Genomic DNA, 15,297 nt, shown 5'->3' with positions numbered 1-15,297 from the left:
TAAAGCTGTACAAATAGAATCGATTTTTAGTGGTTCACTTTCATCCGCTCAAGGTGGTTCACTTTCGCCCGCTGCGCTATGTTCAGTTTAATCCGCTGGAGGTGGTATACTATGCCCGTTTTTTGCAGATAGACGTCAATTTGTGCCTACCATAATTCCCTTACGCTACGATGCACTGTTCTTTTTTAAAAAGACGACGGCATTGCGAGTTTTGAAAAAGTAGAGGTTATTGACCATGAAATTCAAGCATAATATAATCAGTCGATAAACTTAAGTCAGTTGATCATATAATTGGAGATTATAATGATTTTATGTCCATTTTTTTACCATGATGCCAACTACATAGCCAAAAATTGCGTGGGCAATAGTCCAGTAGATCCAAGCCATAACGTCATTTGCTGCAGGAGGTTGTTCTGACAGAGCCGTTAAAAAGAACAATCCTCCCCCACCTACGGAATAAACAAGAATATAAGGCCATATGGTATATTGTAAAGTCCAGGTTTTTAAAATAAAGAACAGTGCAATCACACTCACTATACAGGTCAAATAATGAAATAGCTGGCCAAAAAGCCATACAGGTTCCAAGTCCTTAACAATAGGAATATAATCAAAATTAAATAGGAGAATATAGGCCGTATTATTGGTGAACTCCATCACTAATTTTAATACCATCATCAACACAAAACCTGCAATTAAGCCAATTGATGTAAGTTTCAAAAGTTGTTTCATATAGCCAGAATGTTTAAGAATTGTTTTTGGAGAGAGTAAAATGAGTGTCAGATCGATGAGATGGCATCTTTTCACTTAAATAATATCTGCCTTTATATTGCGGATTTTCAGAGGATTTTTTTAGGAAAGATTTATAGAATTTCAACTGGGCTTCTAACATTCAAAATTATTTATTACAAACGAAAATACATTATTATGGTTTTAAAAAGTAATAAATTATCATTTTATATTGTCAAATATCCTTCATAATTAAAGGAAAACTTAGTGTCCTTTCTCAAGTGCAATCAGCCTATCTTGAGGAAATGGATCTTAGGTACGTTTATTTAAGTCCGTATTTGGTAAATTAGGTGTTTAAAAATCACCAGATGATAAGAGCATATTCAGAGAAGGACAAAATTAAGGTCATCGGCCTACTCAAAAAAAACACGCCTAAGTATTTTGATCCTTCAGAGGAACCTGAGCTTGAAAAATATCTTGACAATCAAATGGAAGACTATTTCGTATATGCGGAAGGGTCTGAAATTTTAGGAGCAGGGGGCATAAATTATTTTCCGGAAGAAAAACTCGCTCGGATCTCATGGGATATCGTTGAACCTAATGCTCAGGGAAAAGGCATTGGGAGAAAACTAATGCAGTACAGAATAAATCAGTTAAAGGAAAATAAAAATATTGAGACCATAATCGTCCGAACAAGTCAACATACCTTTAAATTTTACGAGAAAATGGGATTCCAACTTGAGACAGTTGAGAAGGATTTTTGGGCCAAAGGCTTTCATCTTTATCAAATGACAATGAAGAACATTTAATATTTGACTTGTTGTGACTGGATAAGCTAATTATAGATATCAATGACCATATTATAATTCCATCAACTATAACATATAAAATCAACAATGAAAATGGAAACTACTTTTCCTCCAATAATTCAAGCCTCAGAATTGCTCAAATTATACACTTCAGCATCTATAATTATTATCGATGCCAGAAGTGGAAAAGAGGCGAAATCAAATTATGAATCAAAACATCTGGAAGGTGCATTATTTCTTGATCTGGATAAGGATCTTGCTGAGGTTAATAATGATCCGTCAATTGGAGGCAGGCATCCACTTCCGAAAATTGAAGATTTTGCTAAAACATTGTCTACTATTGGATTGTCAAAAAAAAGTCATGTGGTAATTTACGATGATAAAAATGGTTCAAATGCTGCGGCCAGATTATGGTGGATGCTAAAGTCAATTGGTCATGAAAAAGTCCAAGTCTTAAATGGCGGAATTCAAGAAGCGGAGAAAGTCAACTTTCCAATGAGCTCAAAATCGGAAGTTATCAAGAAAACGGAAGGATATGAATTCTATGATTGGAAGCTCCCATTGGCAGATCTTGATGAGGTTGAAAAGGTTGCACAAATGGAAAATCGTACCGTGATTGACGTTCGAGATGCTGATCGTTATCATGGGAAAGTTGAACCCATAGATTTGATTGCAGGGCATATTCCAGGGGCTATCAATATCCCTTATTCAGAAAATTTAAGCGAAAACGGTCTTTTTTTATCTCCAAGCGACTTAAAAGATAAATATGAAGACATATTTAAAAAGACTGAAAGCAAAAACATAATTGTTCATTGTGGATCTGGGGTTACAGCTTGTCATACTCTTTTGGCAATGGCTTACGCTGGATTGGAAATACCGAAGCTATATGTGGGCTCATGGAGTGAATGGAGCAGAAATGACAAACCAATCGCAACGCTAAATTCGAGAAAATAATACTGATTGCCAGCAGGACTCATGGAACATCACTATCGCTATAGTTATGGTCTGAGCCCATAAATTGAGAGTCATTTTATCCTTCTATCAAATATTCTGGGATGTATTCCAAAATAAAGTTCTCGATGGCTTTGCTTTTCAAACTTATCAAACGCGCCTAAGTTCCTTGATTTTTCAAACCAAGCAGGCACCTAAAAAACCAAGATTTTTGACCCATCTGATTTTAGCGCAAGGCTCCTTCAGGAAACTTTACCTTTTCAGGCTCTGCATTCAACATTGGCAATACCGCTCTTAAAATTCGATTACGTCGGCCGGTAGTATCAAGTGGTTCAACCGGATAAGAGATTACGGCTTCCATCCAAGCATAGGTATTGTTCCTAAAATAGACGGCAGGTTCCCATTGCTTGTTCTTATCAATTGTAAGCTCAGGATAACGCTCTTTAAAGTCGCTGCTGGCAGCTTTCAAAAGACACTCCTCAACAAACTGTAAGTCGCTGGTATAGGCTATTTGAATCGCCGTTTCATTCCATATGAATGGAAATTGGGGACCAGAATAATTGATAATCTCCTCTCTTAAGATCAAACTGTTGGGAAATCTAATCACCCGTCCACTTGCTCTGTCATTACCCAAATAATCGCCACTACACTCTAAAATAGAAGTGTCCAAATAACTGATTTCCACGACATCTCCACGGAGGCCGTTTATCTGAATGCGGTCACCTACAAGGTAAGAACGTCGGAAAATCAAATAGACCCAAGCTATAAATGAAGCAATGGGAGCCTGTAACGCAAAGCCTAAAACCAATGAGATTAATCCGAAACTGACCGCAGCCGCATAGATATTCTGAAACAAAAAGGCCACGACAACAATTAGATTCAATACAATGGTCAAAAATCTTATGATCCGTAATAGATTATAACGATCGCCTTCAAGATAGTTTTGGTTATCAACTATCCGTGAAATGATTTTGCTTATTAAGAGAATCAATGAAATCAAAAATAGGCTAATGCTCAACTTCTTGAATACAGGGACGTAATCTGCCCATGGCTCAAAAATATCCAACTCTAACAAGTAATGTACGGCTATTAATAATATTGCCATTATCGAATAAATGACAATCCAAGGTTTGTCTTTCTGAATTTTCATGAAAAATTTTTCTTTGACAGGTGAAATTAACACTTCTATTTTAAATTACCACTGCCTTTCCATCAGAAAAACCTTTGCGGCCCTTGTAAGTATTGAATCCAGTCCGAACATGGGATTCCTGTTTGGATTTATAAAAATCCAAACCTAAAATTGACAAGCTAGGTTCTTAAATACAATATGTCTTTGAATTCATGATATCAGCCAAAGTCCAAAATCTTCGATTCATTTTCAATGGTGATGACGATGCGGTATTTCAAAAGAGTAAAACTTATCCTATATTTGTTGATTGGGTAAGTTAGGGAAACGTGCTGACCGAGTGTTATTTATCCCTTTTGGCCGTCTCCTTTACATCCCAGAAGAACTAACCAAAAAAACTATAATTATGTCAGATCAAAAAGTATTTGAAGCGAGTCCTGAAAGCAAAGGAAAAGCAAAACAATTGCGTCTTTTCGCATTTTTAGCCTGGTTCATAGCCATTGCAGGACAGATCTTTGCCATTTTTAAATTAATCAACAATGAGGACTTAATTTGGCTGATCGTTGTTATCGTGGTCATTTTGGGCCTATCCATCACAGGATCGATACTTTGGAAAAAAGCAAATCGATTGGATCCTGCATCTGAAAAGGACAAGACACGTTTTTTTGTTCAAAATCAGTTGGGTGCCATTATGGGAGTATTGGCATTCTTACCATTGGTGATCCTTATTTTCATGAACAAAGATCTCGACGGAAAAACCAAAGGGATCGCGGGTGGTATTGCCGTAGTGGCTATGTTGATTGCAGGTATTTCTGGGGTTGATTTCAATCCGCCTTCTGTTGAGCAATACACCAAGGAGATCAATGAACAAACAACGACATTAAAAGAGTTGAATTTTGACAACGACAATGTCTATTGGACTTCAGCCGGAAACAAATACCATATTTTTGAAGACTGCCAACACATCAGAGGCAGAGAGAATATATCCAACGGGACAGTAAAAGAATCCTGGGAGCAGAAAGGCATTTCGGAACTTTGTAAAACTTGTGAAAAGAACGCGTTAAAAAACAAAGGGACTTCCGAAGAGGTTAATGTTGACCCGTCATAAATTTTGGCATCGATAATCAAATTGATTAAATCATACAATAGGAATCCGTTTTTGATGGCATCGAAGACGGATTTCTTATTGATATGATGGCTTCTAATGATTTTAGGATTAATACCGACAATGATTTTAAATGTCGCATAAGTGCTCTTAAAACCTATACTGAAATTACCGAATCAGATATGGCCCAAATTTTGAAATTTGCGGTTTATATCTATTATATGAGATAGAGAATATTGAGAAAATCAATCTCCCTACCAATTATACATTAGAAAAATACTATGAGCTCAATAAAAATAAGAAAAGCAGACAGAGAAGATTCAGCAGCAATAGCCACCTACTTACTGTTGGCCATGGAAGATATTGTGTGTGAATTTATAGGTCAAAGGGATCCAAACAAAGCAAAAGAATTTTTACTCCATTTCATTGAGCGAGAGCACAATCAATATTCGTATCAAAACTGCTTTGTGGCGGAAGACGATCATCAGGTTATTGCTGCCGTCAACATTTACGATGGATCACAATTAAATCCATTGAGAGTCCCGATCAGTCAATATATAAAAACACATTTTAAGACGGACTTTAATCCAGAAGATGAAACACAACCAGGTGAGTACTATATTGACTCATTAGGTGTGAATCCCAACCAGCAAGGTAAAGGGATTGGAGCAACAGTTCTAAAGTTTTTAATCAATTACTTTGTCATCCAAAATGGAAAGACCATCGGTCTGTTGGTAGATGAAGAGAATCCAAAAGCCAAAAAATTATATTTGAAATTGGGCTTTAAGTCCGTTGGACAAAAAATATTGGTAGGCAAGCGTATGGAACACTTTCAAATAAAACCGAGAGCCGAAAGTTTTTAAAACTCTTGTGTAGATACATTAATTATATCTCCTAATTTCATTATTTACAGTGATTTGTCGAGGACAATGCCTTCTCTAAAAAGTTTTGTCCTGAGCTTAACGGTCCACATTAATTTGCTAAATTAGTCGCCCTAACGGCATTGATCATCGTATCTAAAATGTTGGTATATATGAACTCACTTTCCAATGATAAAAACACGAATAGGACATACGAATGATATCCCCGGCATTCTTTCACTTCAAGAAAAGTATCTGTATAGAAATCTCAATGAACTTGAACGACAAAAAGGCTTTGTGACGACTCCTTTTACGACTTCTCAAATTGAAGATATCATTCATGAAAACGGTATATTTGTCGCGGAAAACGAAAGCGATGATATTGTCGCCTACGCCTTTGCGGGCAGCTGGAAGTATTTTGAACAATGGGAAATTTTTAACTATATGGTCTCTCGCTTTCCGAAATTATCTTTTCATGGGGGCCCCATTACTACAGAGAACAGTTTTCAGTATGGTCCTGTTTGTATTGATGAAAAATATAGAGGTAGGGGACTTCTTAACCAACTTTTTGAGGAAATGAGAATTGAATTCCGTCAGAAATATCCAATCTCAATAACCTTTATAAATCAAGTCAATGCTATTTCTGAAAGGGCGCATACTAAAAAGTTGGGATGGGAAAAAATTGATGAATTCGAATTTAATAACAATTCCTATATTGGATTGGTTTTCGACATGAAAAACTCAGTCCTAAAATAATGGTGTTTCAATATAAAGTCGTAAGTTATCACCAACCATAGAAATTTGAATGTTTAAACATCAAGGAAAAAAGAGAACAGTAAAGCACAATCTTCGGATTGCCATAGTCCTATCTTTTGTTGCCGGAATTGTAAACGTATCTGGTATATTGGCATTCAACGAATTGACCACGAACGTGACCGGTCATTTTGCGCTATTTATTAAGGATGTGGCAGACTTTAAATTTTGGAAGGGAACCATTTATTTTCTATATATATTCTCATTCCTTTTTGGCTCTTTTTCATCAAACATACTCATTGAGACTTTTAAGGAAAATAAGAAACTCAATGTTTTTGTTATCCCTACATTGATTGAATGTGTGATATTATCCGGAGTTGCCATTATGAGCAATTCTTCACAATTTAATGCTGAACTGATGGTTTGTTTATTGCTTTTCGCCATGGGATTACAAAACTCTTTCGTCACCAAACTGTCAAATGCCGTAGTGAGAACAACGCATCTTACAGGCTTATTTACTGATTTAGGTATTGAGCTGTCGCAATTACTGTTTCCAAAAACCCACCCGAACAGAAAAGAATTAAAATCGACCATAAAACTCCGATTGTATATTATTGCCTTCTTCTTCCTTGGCGGATTAAGCGCAGGATTTTTTTATTCCACATTGGAATTGAAATTGAACACCCTGATTATAGGTGTCATCATTTTAATCATAAGCCTTTTTTATGACGATATGAGGCTGAAATACATAAGAGTAAAACGAAGACAAAAACGCCTACGGGCCTATTCCAATAAATTACGAAAGCGCGCTGTACTTAAGTTCTACAGTAAGAAACCTTAGTTTTCCATTGCATTGGAAACATTCAGGAGTTATACTTCTTAAGGAGAAGTAACTGATCAGTATCTCATTTTCGTTTTAGAGTACAGGTCTAATTCTAAATCTTAACCGCAATGCAAAATTTTAAAAATTAAATGGAATAACGTATTGCGACCCTGGCGTAACCCTTTGCTCGAGATAGCTATCGGGACTGCAGTAAAAATATAGCCTATTAACTTTTAGACTTTTGACATTATATTTGATACCGATTAATTATGATGGGTGATTTCTGCACCATCTTTAAAATAAAATAAAAAATATCTTTGATAAGAAATTGATTCATCGTAATATTGCAATGAAGTAATTGATTGAATTATGGGCATCTCCAAAACGGAAATTTTTACAGCACAGCAAAACGAAATCGCACTTTTCGCCAAAGCCTTTGGGCATCCTGCTCGAGTGGCCATTTTGCAACATCTATTCAAAATTGACACGTGTGTTTGCGGCGATCTGGTGAATGAAATTGGTCTTGCACAACCTACTATTTCACAACATCTTAAAGAGTTAAAAAATTTAGGTTTAATACAGGGAAGTGTCGAAGGCACTCGGGTTTGCTATTGTATAGATCCCGGAAATTGGACAAAAATGAAACAGATTCTTTCTGAATTCTTAAATCAAGATGTTTCCATTAAGAAAGATTGCTGCTAATATCACTGATTATATAATCAATATAAAATTTCATTAACATGAAAAAGGAACAAGAATTAAAAGACATCGTCAAAGAACGCTATACGCGAATTGCCGAACAAGGAAAAGCAGAAAATGCAGCCTCGTGTTGTGGTGCTACCACACCTTCCAACAAGATTTACAATATCATGATGGACGACTATTCTGAAACTGAAGGCTACAATGAAGATGCTGACTTGGGTTTGGGATGTGGCCTTCCAACCCAATTCGCTAAAATAAATAAAGGCGATACCGTGATCGATTTAGGTTCGGGAGCTGGTAACGACTGCTTTGTAGCACGACACGAAACAGGCCCGGAAGGAAAAGTTATTGGTATTGATTTCACGCCAATCATGATAGAAAAAGCGCGTCATAATGCCGAAAAATTAGGCTATAATAATGTAGAATTTAGAGAAGGCGATATTGACGCCATGCCAGTAGGCGATAATGTTGCCGATGTGATTGTCAGTAATTGTGTACTCAACCTTGTGCCAAATAAGCAAAAGGTGATTGGAGAAATCCACAGGGTTTTAAAACCGGGAGGTCACTTAAGTATTTCAGATATTGTATTGGTAGGTAATCTTCCTGCTGCTTTAAAAGAAGATGCTGAAATGTATGCGGGATGTGTTGCCGGTGCCATTCAAAAATCAGAATATCTGCAATTGATTACGGATAGAGGTTTTCAAAACGTCACCATCCAAAAAGAAAAACCGATTACGATTCCTGATGATATTTTAGCAAAATATCTTACAACAGATGAGATGAAGGCTTTTAATAAAGACGCTACAGGAATTTTCAGTATTACTGTATACGCCGAAAAAGAAGGCATCGCCTCAGAAAAACCTAAAATAAAACTATCTGAGATTTCAGAGGGCACTACCTGTTCGCCAGCGACCGGCTGTTGTTAAATGAACTACCTCGACCCAAAGGTACGAGGTATCAAATTAAAAATACTTTTGTAACTTCGACTCAGAGCGTCGGGGAATAAAACCCAAAGACCTCGCTGAAAAGCGGGATTGGTTGAATTATCAATTTTTAAAAATTGAGTTTCACTAATTTAAAATAATCAAATTGCTCGGGTGATTAAAAACCATATCTGATCTTAATAATGTGTTTTTTGATACCTGAGCAATTTACTTTTTTAGTACCTTCGTTACTATGAATACACTCGATATTCGCACTGTTGACGTGGTGCAATATGTTAGCCCTTTACGCGAAGGAGGCTCACTTCCAGCAATTGTAAAAGCTGACGATGGATTTATGTACGTCCTCAAATTCAGAGGGGCAGGACAGGGTAAAAAAGCACTCATTGCCGAATTCATAGGTGGCGAATTGGCAAGAGCCATTGGCCTAAAAGTTCCGGAAATGGTTTTTATGAACCTCGATGATTCCTTCAGTAAAACCGAGCCTGACGAGGAAATCCAAGATCTCTTAAAGTTTAGCGTTGGCCTGAATCTTGGTTTACATTTCTTATCGGGAGCCATCACTTTTGACCCCTTGGTGAATCAGGTGGATGGGCTGCTTGCATCTAAATTGGTATTATTGGACAGTATTATCAGTAATATTGACCGGACAGCAAAAAACCCGAACCTGTTGGTTTGGAACAAAGAATTATGGGTAATTGATAACGGTGCCAGTTTTTACTTCCACCACAATTGGTCAACATGGGAAAACCATCTCACCCGATCCTTTCCTCTTATAAAAGAACACGTTTTGTTGGCGCAAGCCACCCAATTGCCTGCAGCAGCAAAGAGTATTGAATTGTCACTTCCGCCCTCAAAAATTGTTGATATAATAGCAAGCATTCCAGAAGATTGGTTATTCAATGAAGGCGATACGATCTCTCCTGATGAGATGAGAGCTGCTTATATCCTATATCTGACCACAAAACTTTCAATGATTGATGTTTTGGCAAAAGAAGCTCAAGATGCAAGATAAAGTGACTTACGAATATGCCATTATCAGGATTGTTCCGAAAGTAGAGCGGGAGGAATTCTTTAACGCTGGTGTGCTTCTTTTTTCCAAACGAAAAAATTTTTTGGAAATCAAATATAAAATCGACCAAAATAAACTGGAAGCCTTTTCAGGCGATTTGGACCTCACAATGTTGAACAATCACTTAAAAGCCTGGGAAGATATCTGCAAAGGAAGTCCGAAAGGAGGCTGCATTGGGGAATTTGAAGTGTCAGACCGATTTCGATGGTTGGCAGCTCCAAGAAGTACCATCATCCAAAGTTCCAAAACACACTCTGGATTGTGTTCTGATCCACAAGAGGAATTGGAACTTCTGTTTAAGGCATTCGTTTTATAAATTATAAATACCATCCACTGCTGCCCCTTATTCTATTTATAAACACAAAAACTGAGCTTGGCTTGTAGTAAGGGTTTTGTGCCGTCACAGACAATGGTTAAGAGGTGCTTATTATTGAAAGTCCATTCTGCAACGCTTATAGGTGTTGAGGGTCTTCCATGTCGATGGGAACCAGGCATCCGCCCGAACGATTCTTTCGGGATGATTAGTTTTCCACCTTTAGACGTAGTTTTACTGATTTTAAACGCATTACTGTTCATTTCGGAATCTCATCACTATTTTATAAGATTCGGCAATTTTTTTATGATAATAAATGATTTTTTTATCTACAGTCAAAGTAGGAGCCTCTATTAAATTCGAAATAGTCTCTGAAAATAAAACTTTGGGAACTGAAAAACTTGACATAGGATGACTTCTTACTGCAACGCATATTTCAAAAACAGTATTTGATGTAATTTCTCCTTTTAAGAATCTTGTGAAATAAAATTCAAGGTTATCACTACTTATACAAGGCGCATAATAAATATAATTAGGATCATTAATGTTTTGTAAGATTGAAGTAGAATTTGGGAGTGTACTAAATGTGGACGCATTAATTCTTTTTGCGACACCTATTGTAGTTTCGCAAGGTCCAAGGCAATTCACCTCATCAAACCTTGCATTATTGAAGTATAAATATTGACCATCTAGGCTTATTCCATGATCCATTACTAACCAGCCTGGAGTATTCCTATTAAAGTCTCCCTGAACTCTTCCAATAGCATTGATATTTCCAGAACTAAAAGTGCCATGGAAGAGGTTATTTAATTCTGTCGGATAATTCCTTGTTGATGTCCAATAGAAATTACCGTTAGCATCCATATCAGCAACTGCATCCAAATGGGGTGCTTCTGATTGATTTGCACCTGTTAATTCTCCAACAAAATTAAAAGTTGAATCATTGACTTTAGTTGCATAATGTAACTTTGTGTTTATACCATCATTTAAATTATTGAAGAATAAATAATTTCCATTCGGTGATATAAATGGCTCCATTGCATCAAAGGTCAATCCATTAATTGTTACTTCAATTTCTGAACCGAATTCAGGATATGTGGTCCGCGAATTATTATTTTCATTAGCATCGGATGTACATGAGAATGTAACTAATAATATGGATGAAACTAGAAAAATGAATTTTATTCTCATTTGTATATTTTAAAATGACTGCTGACGATTCGTATATGAGCTGAGGCTTTTCTCGGCACGAATCTCTCCAGGCCTGCCAGCAGGTTGGTGAAAACTGGCTTTAGAAAATCTAACGGATTTTCCAAGTGAGGATTAACCAAGCTGTAGCTTATTTACGATTTTGTTTAGTGTTTGTTTCAGTTGATTTTCTTTATTACATTATATGGCAAAAGATCGACAATTATTTTTCCGTTCTCATCTTTTATAATAATTCTTTCGGGCTGGTTGGTTAAACACCCTGTTGAACTAAACCTAAAGGTAGCTTCACGGGACGGTTAGATCACGATTCACTACCTTTAGGATAGGATTTATCTAATACTCAATATTATGAAAAAAAAATGACACCCTTATCTAAAGGGCCTTTATTTCAGTTCCGGAATTCGCAAGCCTCTACCAAAAACTAAAGCGTTCCGTTGAGCTTGCCGGCAAGAGCCAGAGCACCCTTACCAACTATGCCCGCTGTCTGGCGCACATCGGATTCCATTTCAACTGTAGTCCACTTGATCTGGATCAGGAGCAGATCCTGGATTATCTGCACGTTTTAAAGTCACAGCACAAGACTCCATCCGACAGTTTTTTCAAGCACACCGTTTATGGACTTCGCTATGCCTACCGCATCTTTGGGATGAAAGAAATGCGGGTCATACTTCCTTCCATTGAACGCCCCAAGAAACTCCCCGTGGTATTGAACCAAAGGGAGATAAAACAACTGCTGAAGACCCCAAAATTGCTTAAGCATCGATTGGTTCTTGCCATGCTCTATGGTTGTGGGCTCCGCAATTTTGAGCTTCGCAACCTTCAGCGTAAGGACTTGGATTTCGACAGGAAGATGCTGCACGTGCGCCAAGGCAAGGGTCGCAAGGATCGCTACGTTCCCTTGTCCGAGATGCAGATCCGTGGCCTAAAGACGTACTTCTTGGCAGAAAACCCGGTCACTTGGTGCTTTACTGGCAATGACAGGACAGGTAATCCAGTTAAAATTTCCTCACAAGGGGTACAATGGATCGTCCGAGAGGCTCGCAAGCGCAGCGGAATCCCAAAGGAAATTACCGCCCATATTCTGCGCCATAGCTATGCTACCCATCTTTTGGAGATGGGCCTGGACATCATGAGCATAAAAGACCTCTTGGGGCACGCAGATATCCAAACGACCCTTATCTACCTCCATGTGGCACAATCGGGTAGGCAAAAGCCGTTCAGTCCGTTGGATAGGCTTTATGGCCGATAGAGATGTCCTATCCCGATTATGAAGTAGCGCACGTACTGGAGCGCAACAGGGAGCACCTTGCCCATTATTGTGCCAACAGTTGGCAGGTTCGCACCCTTCACGCCTTGCGCAAGTGCCGCACTGCCGCCTTGGGCGGCCATATAGATCGTTGCGACAATGTGAGGTGCCATAAGCTTCATCTTAGCTACAACAGTTGCCGCAACCGCCATTGTCCCAAGTGCCAGGGACACAAGAAGGAAGAATGGATCCGGGCAAGGGAGGCAGATTTACTAAAGGTCTCTTACTTCCACGTGGTCTTTACCCTGCCCAGTGGGCTGAACCGGTTATGTCTATACGAGCCAAAATTGGTGTACAACCTTTTGTTCAAAACAGCCTGGAGTATCATTGGAGATTTTGGTGCCAACCCCAAGTTCCTGGGCGCCAAGATGGGAATGATCGCCATCCTGCACACCTGGGGGCAGAACCTCTCGTTGCACCCACACCTGCACTGCATTGTTCCAGGGGGCGGTATTGCTAAATCTGGCAAATGGAAACCCACCAAGGGCAAGGGAAAGTACTTGTTTCCTGTAAGGGCGATGAGCAAGGTGTTCAGGGCCCGTTTTGTAGCTGGCCTACGCAAGGAGTTGGGGAAATCGAAGTCCCGTTCTTTTTACGAAAGTCTGTTCAAAAACCAGTGGGTCGTCTATTGCAAACGTCCATTCTTTGGACCCTCGCAGGTAATAGAATATCTAGGGCGCTATACCCATAAGATCGCGATAAGCAACCATCGGATAAAAAGTCTTGAAAGTGGAAACGTTCGATTTATGGTAAAGGACTATCGACACGGAGGTAAAAGAACGATACTCGAACTGCCCGATGCTGAATTTATAAGGCGTTTTTCGCTGCATATCCTGTCTAAAGGCTTTACCCGTATCAGGCACTACGGCATCTTGAGCAGCTATTATAAAAGAACGATCATCCCAGGATTACAGGAAGAGCTCGGTAAACCAGAATTTAAAGCAACGGAGCCTTTAATGCACCGCAGGTGCCCGGTCTGCAAGCAAGGAAACCTCGTTACCATCGCGACCTTCCCTGCCCGTGGGCCACCGCAACACTGGCAAGAACAAATCAAAAAACAGTTAAACAGACCTAATGAAAAAACGTGAATCCCGACGTAATGGGACTTCTATGGCCAAAACGTAAGAAAACGACCAGATAAAACTAAAAAATAGAGAAGAGAAACTACAACATGTAAAGTGCGCTTTGATTCCTTGGCAAAAACAGAAGCCAACGACCCCGAATCACGAAAGACCAACTACTGAAAATCCATTCCAAATTAGACCAATCCCCATAGAGGCAAACCGAAAAGCTCCGGTTCAGTCAACACTGCATTCATGTTGGGTCGTACCGACCACACGAATGCTTAGTTATTGTGCTTTCGGCTTTTTATTTACGAACGTTTATTATATTCAGTTTAAAATTCGGTCATAAAATTCAATTTGGCAATTTCATATCCGATGTCATTTTTATAACCTTTTATTTTATTTCCGTTCACTTTTATTCGTTTCGTCCCGTCATTTTTTGTTACAAACTCAATATAATAATCTGGTTTAAATTTAATCATTCCGAATTCGTTTGCATTTTTAATAGCAGCAAGTAATTCCGCAATTTCATTCTTTTCGAGATATTTTATTTCCGCAAGCTTTCCGTTTGACTTTTCGTCTGGTCTCAATAAGTTTACGCTTTCAATTTCGTTTATGTTTTTTGGGTAATCAATTCCGTTGTTTTTCTCTTTACAAGAAACAAAAATTAAGATGAAAACTATAAATATTAATCTCATTTCGCTTTTTTTTAGCTGAAGCACAACGTTTATGTGTACGAGCTGTTGCGGGTTTATTAACCTAATGTTCTAAGTCTATCCAGAGTTTCAAAATCCGCAAGGATTTTGTGAACTGGATGGGTTTGAGCAATGGCTTGTACACGGCTTTTAACTTTTCAGTCCGAGTATAAGTTCGGACGTAATGTTGTTTAAAAGACTAATTTAAACAATTAAGATGGATTGTTGTTAAGGATTTTCCGCGCGCAACATTTATTTTGATTTTTCGGTCAGATTGGATTCGGTCGAGAAGCCCAAACTTTTGATTTTACTATTAAACAGCAAAAAAAAATCCGATTCGGTCGACAAGATTTTTATTCGTCAGATTGGCGTCAACGTTCTGCAACGTTTTTTGGGAGCGTACTGTTTGTCGGTTCCGTTATTCAGCCTGATCTTTGGCATTCACTGATTTTCGGATTTTAAGCGACTTAACATTGGACCTCAAGAAGTTTTATAATCCGACCTGTCACGCTTTTGGCGTGAAACAGTGGTAAATTCTGCGTTGTGCTTTTTTAATTTTTTTCTACGTTTTTAAAAACCAAAAAATTTTTGATTTAATAATGGTTTTTCAGGGTTTGCTCAGCTGTGTACTAACGGCAAAGTATAAGGTTAGTACGCTTTGCACAAACGATTGAATTAAAGTACTAACCATCATAAGCGTATTAACTTTATACAATGTGTGTGCCCAGTATGGGCATCTTTACCTTACTGCAAAGTAAGGTATTAATTTAGAGGGTGCAAGTCCCTTATGCGCTGGAGTAACGTCTGGAAGCATTAGTAAGTCGCAAGGGTGTTGACCGTGA

Annotated in this window: 16 protein-coding genes; 12 read left to right on the top strand and 4 right to left on the bottom strand. The window is 38.3% G+C overall.

Going from position 1 to position 15,297, the window contains the following annotated elements; genetic code table 11:
- Nucleotides 1-309 precede the first annotated feature (309 nt).
- Entirely contained in the window at nucleotides 310-729 is a 420-nt protein-coding gene (locus G6N06_RS19115) for a hypothetical protein (RefSeq protein ID WP_205334809.1), read from the bottom strand.
- 365 nt (nucleotides 730-1,094) lie between these two features.
- On the opposite strand from G6N06_RS19115, the gene G6N06_RS19110 reads away from it, so the two are divergent.
- Entirely contained in the window at nucleotides 1,095-1,535 is a 441-nt protein-coding gene (locus G6N06_RS19110; RefSeq protein ID WP_163518302.1) for a GNAT family N-acetyltransferase, read from the top strand.
- Nucleotides 1,536-1,628: 93 nt separating this feature from the next.
- The gene (locus G6N06_RS19105) at nucleotides 1,629-2,489 is read left to right on the top strand and encodes a sulfurtransferase (protein ID WP_163518301.1); all 861 of its coding nucleotides are present in this window, start codon (nucleotides 1,629-1,631) and stop codon (nucleotides 2,487-2,489) included.
- Between the two features lie 223 nt (nucleotides 2,490-2,712).
- On the opposite strand, the gene G6N06_RS19100 is transcribed toward G6N06_RS19105, so the two are convergent.
- On the bottom strand, nucleotides 2,713-3,636 hold the full coding sequence (locus G6N06_RS19100; protein ID WP_163518300.1) for a mechanosensitive ion channel family protein: 924 nt from the start codon (nucleotides 3,634-3,636) through the stop codon (nucleotides 2,713-2,715).
- Between the two features lie 382 nt (nucleotides 3,637-4,018).
- Here G6N06_RS19100 and G6N06_RS19095 point away from each other — a divergent pair, with 382 nt between their 5' ends.
- From G6N06_RS19095 to G6N06_RS19060, 8 genes are all read left to right on the top strand, one after another.
- A complete protein-coding gene (locus tag G6N06_RS19095; RefSeq protein WP_163518299.1) occupies nucleotides 4,019-4,720 on the top strand; it encodes a hypothetical protein in 702 nt (233 codons plus the stop codon).
- A gap of 278 nt (nucleotides 4,721-4,998) precedes the next feature.
- Nucleotides 4,999-5,580: a GNAT family N-acetyltransferase gene (locus tag G6N06_RS19090; RefSeq protein WP_308469771.1), complete on the top strand. Its 582-nt coding sequence runs from the start codon at nucleotides 4,999-5,001 to the stop codon at nucleotides 5,578-5,580.
- A gap of 186 nt (nucleotides 5,581-5,766) precedes the next feature.
- Nucleotides 5,767-6,333, top strand: a complete 567-nt coding sequence (locus G6N06_RS19085) for a GNAT family N-acetyltransferase (protein WP_163518298.1) — start codon at nucleotides 5,767-5,769, stop codon at nucleotides 6,331-6,333.
- Nucleotides 6,334-6,382: 49 nt separating this feature from the next.
- Nucleotides 6,383-7,171: a YoaK family protein gene (locus G6N06_RS19080; RefSeq protein WP_163518297.1), complete on the top strand. Its 789-nt coding sequence runs from the start codon at nucleotides 6,383-6,385 to the stop codon at nucleotides 7,169-7,171.
- A 351-nt stretch (nucleotides 7,172-7,522) separates the two neighbouring features.
- Nucleotides 7,523-7,855 (top strand): ArsR/SmtB family transcription factor, encoded by a 333-nt coding sequence (locus G6N06_RS19075; protein ID WP_163518296.1) that lies wholly within the window; start codon nucleotides 7,523-7,525, stop codon nucleotides 7,853-7,855.
- A gap of 38 nt (nucleotides 7,856-7,893) precedes the next feature.
- Nucleotides 7,894-8,781 carry an arsenite methyltransferase gene (locus G6N06_RS19070; protein ID WP_163518295.1) on the top strand — a complete coding sequence of 296 codons (888 nt, stop codon included), beginning with the start codon at nucleotides 7,894-7,896 and terminating at the stop codon, nucleotides 8,779-8,781.
- A 250-nt stretch (nucleotides 8,782-9,031) separates the two neighbouring features.
- On the top strand, nucleotides 9,032-9,811 hold the full coding sequence (locus G6N06_RS19065; RefSeq protein ID WP_163518294.1) for a HipA family kinase: 780 nt from the start codon (nucleotides 9,032-9,034) through the stop codon (nucleotides 9,809-9,811).
- Nucleotides 9,801-10,184, top strand: a complete 384-nt coding sequence (locus tag G6N06_RS19060; RefSeq protein ID WP_163518293.1) for a DUF3037 domain-containing protein — start codon at nucleotides 9,801-9,803, stop codon at nucleotides 10,182-10,184. Before G6N06_RS19065 ends, G6N06_RS19060 begins: the two co-directional genes overlap by 11 nt.
- Before the next feature lie 249 nt (nucleotides 10,185-10,433).
- Here G6N06_RS19060 and G6N06_RS19055 read toward each other — a convergent pair whose 3' ends face one another.
- The gene (locus G6N06_RS19055) at nucleotides 10,434-11,372 is read right to left on the bottom strand and encodes a PD40 domain-containing protein (protein ID WP_163518292.1); all 939 of its coding nucleotides are present in this window, start codon (nucleotides 11,370-11,372) and stop codon (nucleotides 10,434-10,436) included.
- A gap of 664 nt (nucleotides 11,373-12,036) precedes the next feature.
- Between G6N06_RS19055 and G6N06_RS19050 the strand changes: the two genes are divergently transcribed.
- Both G6N06_RS19050 and G6N06_RS19045 read left to right on the top strand, forming a co-directional pair.
- Nucleotides 12,037-12,639, top strand: coding sequence for a tyrosine-type recombinase/integrase (locus tag G6N06_RS19050; protein WP_246937544.1), 603 nt, complete (start codon nucleotides 12,037-12,039; stop codon nucleotides 12,637-12,639).
- Between the two features lie 2 nt (nucleotides 12,640-12,641).
- Entirely contained in the window at nucleotides 12,642-13,784 is a 1,143-nt protein-coding gene (locus G6N06_RS19045; RefSeq protein WP_163518291.1) for an IS91 family transposase, read from the top strand.
- A gap of 308 nt (nucleotides 13,785-14,092) precedes the next feature.
- Here G6N06_RS19045 and G6N06_RS19040 read toward each other — a convergent pair whose 3' ends face one another.
- Entirely contained in the window at nucleotides 14,093-14,458 is a 366-nt protein-coding gene (locus tag G6N06_RS19040; RefSeq protein WP_163518290.1) for a hypothetical protein, read from the bottom strand.
- Nucleotides 14,459-15,297 lie beyond the last annotated feature (839 nt).

This window comes from Gelidibacter japonicus (assembly GCF_010725055.1).
GTDB lineage: Bacteria > Bacteroidota > Bacteroidia > Flavobacteriales > Flavobacteriaceae > Gelidibacter > Gelidibacter japonicus.
Note: the sequence above shows the minus strand (reverse complement) of the source record. Positions and strands in the feature narration are given on the sequence as shown.

Bases quoted from the DNA above. Each gene is read 5' to 3' on its own strand.
- G6N06_RS19090 (WP_308469771.1), top strand. From the start codon at position 4,999: ATGAGCTCAATAAAAATAAGAAAAGCAGACAGAGAAGATTCAGCAGCA.
- G6N06_RS19080 (WP_163518297.1), top strand. From the start codon at position 6,383: ATGTTTAAACATCAAGGAAAAAAGAGAACAGTAAAGCACAATCTTCGG.
- G6N06_RS19100 (WP_163518300.1), bottom strand. From the start codon at position 3,636: ATGAAAATTCAGAAAGACAAACCTTGGATTGTCATTTATTCGATAATG.
- G6N06_RS19085 (WP_163518298.1), top strand. From the start codon at position 5,767: ATGATAAAAACACGAATAGGACATACGAATGATATCCCCGGCATTCTT.
- G6N06_RS19105 (WP_163518301.1), top strand. From the start codon at position 1,629: ATGGAAACTACTTTTCCTCCAATAATTCAAGCCTCAGAATTGCTCAAA.
- G6N06_RS19110 (WP_163518302.1), top strand. From the start codon at position 1,095: ATGATAAGAGCATATTCAGAGAAGGACAAAATTAAGGTCATCGGCCTA.
- G6N06_RS19070 (WP_163518295.1), top strand. From the start codon at position 7,894: ATGAAAAAGGAACAAGAATTAAAAGACATCGTCAAAGAACGCTATACG.
- G6N06_RS19045 (WP_163518291.1), top strand. From the start codon at position 12,642: ATGTCCTATCCCGATTATGAAGTAGCGCACGTACTGGAGCGCAACAGG.
- G6N06_RS19115 (WP_205334809.1), bottom strand. From the start codon at position 729: ATGAAACAACTTTTGAAACTTACATCAATTGGCTTAATTGCAGGTTTT.
- G6N06_RS19055 (WP_163518292.1), bottom strand. From the start codon at position 11,372: ATGAGAATAAAATTCATTTTTCTAGTTTCATCCATATTATTAGTTACA.
- G6N06_RS19095 (WP_163518299.1), top strand. From the start codon at position 4,019: ATGTCAGATCAAAAAGTATTTGAAGCGAGTCCTGAAAGCAAAGGAAAA.
- G6N06_RS19040 (WP_163518290.1), bottom strand. From the start codon at position 14,458: ATGAGATTAATATTTATAGTTTTCATCTTAATTTTTGTTTCTTGTAAA.
- G6N06_RS19075 (WP_163518296.1), top strand. From the start codon at position 7,523: ATGGGCATCTCCAAAACGGAAATTTTTACAGCACAGCAAAACGAAATC.
- G6N06_RS19060 (WP_163518293.1), top strand. From the start codon at position 9,801: ATGCAAGATAAAGTGACTTACGAATATGCCATTATCAGGATTGTTCCG.
- G6N06_RS19065 (WP_163518294.1), top strand. From the start codon at position 9,032: ATGAATACACTCGATATTCGCACTGTTGACGTGGTGCAATATGTTAGC.
- G6N06_RS19050 (WP_246937544.1), top strand. From the start codon at position 12,037: ATGAAAGAAATGCGGGTCATACTTCCTTCCATTGAACGCCCCAAGAAA.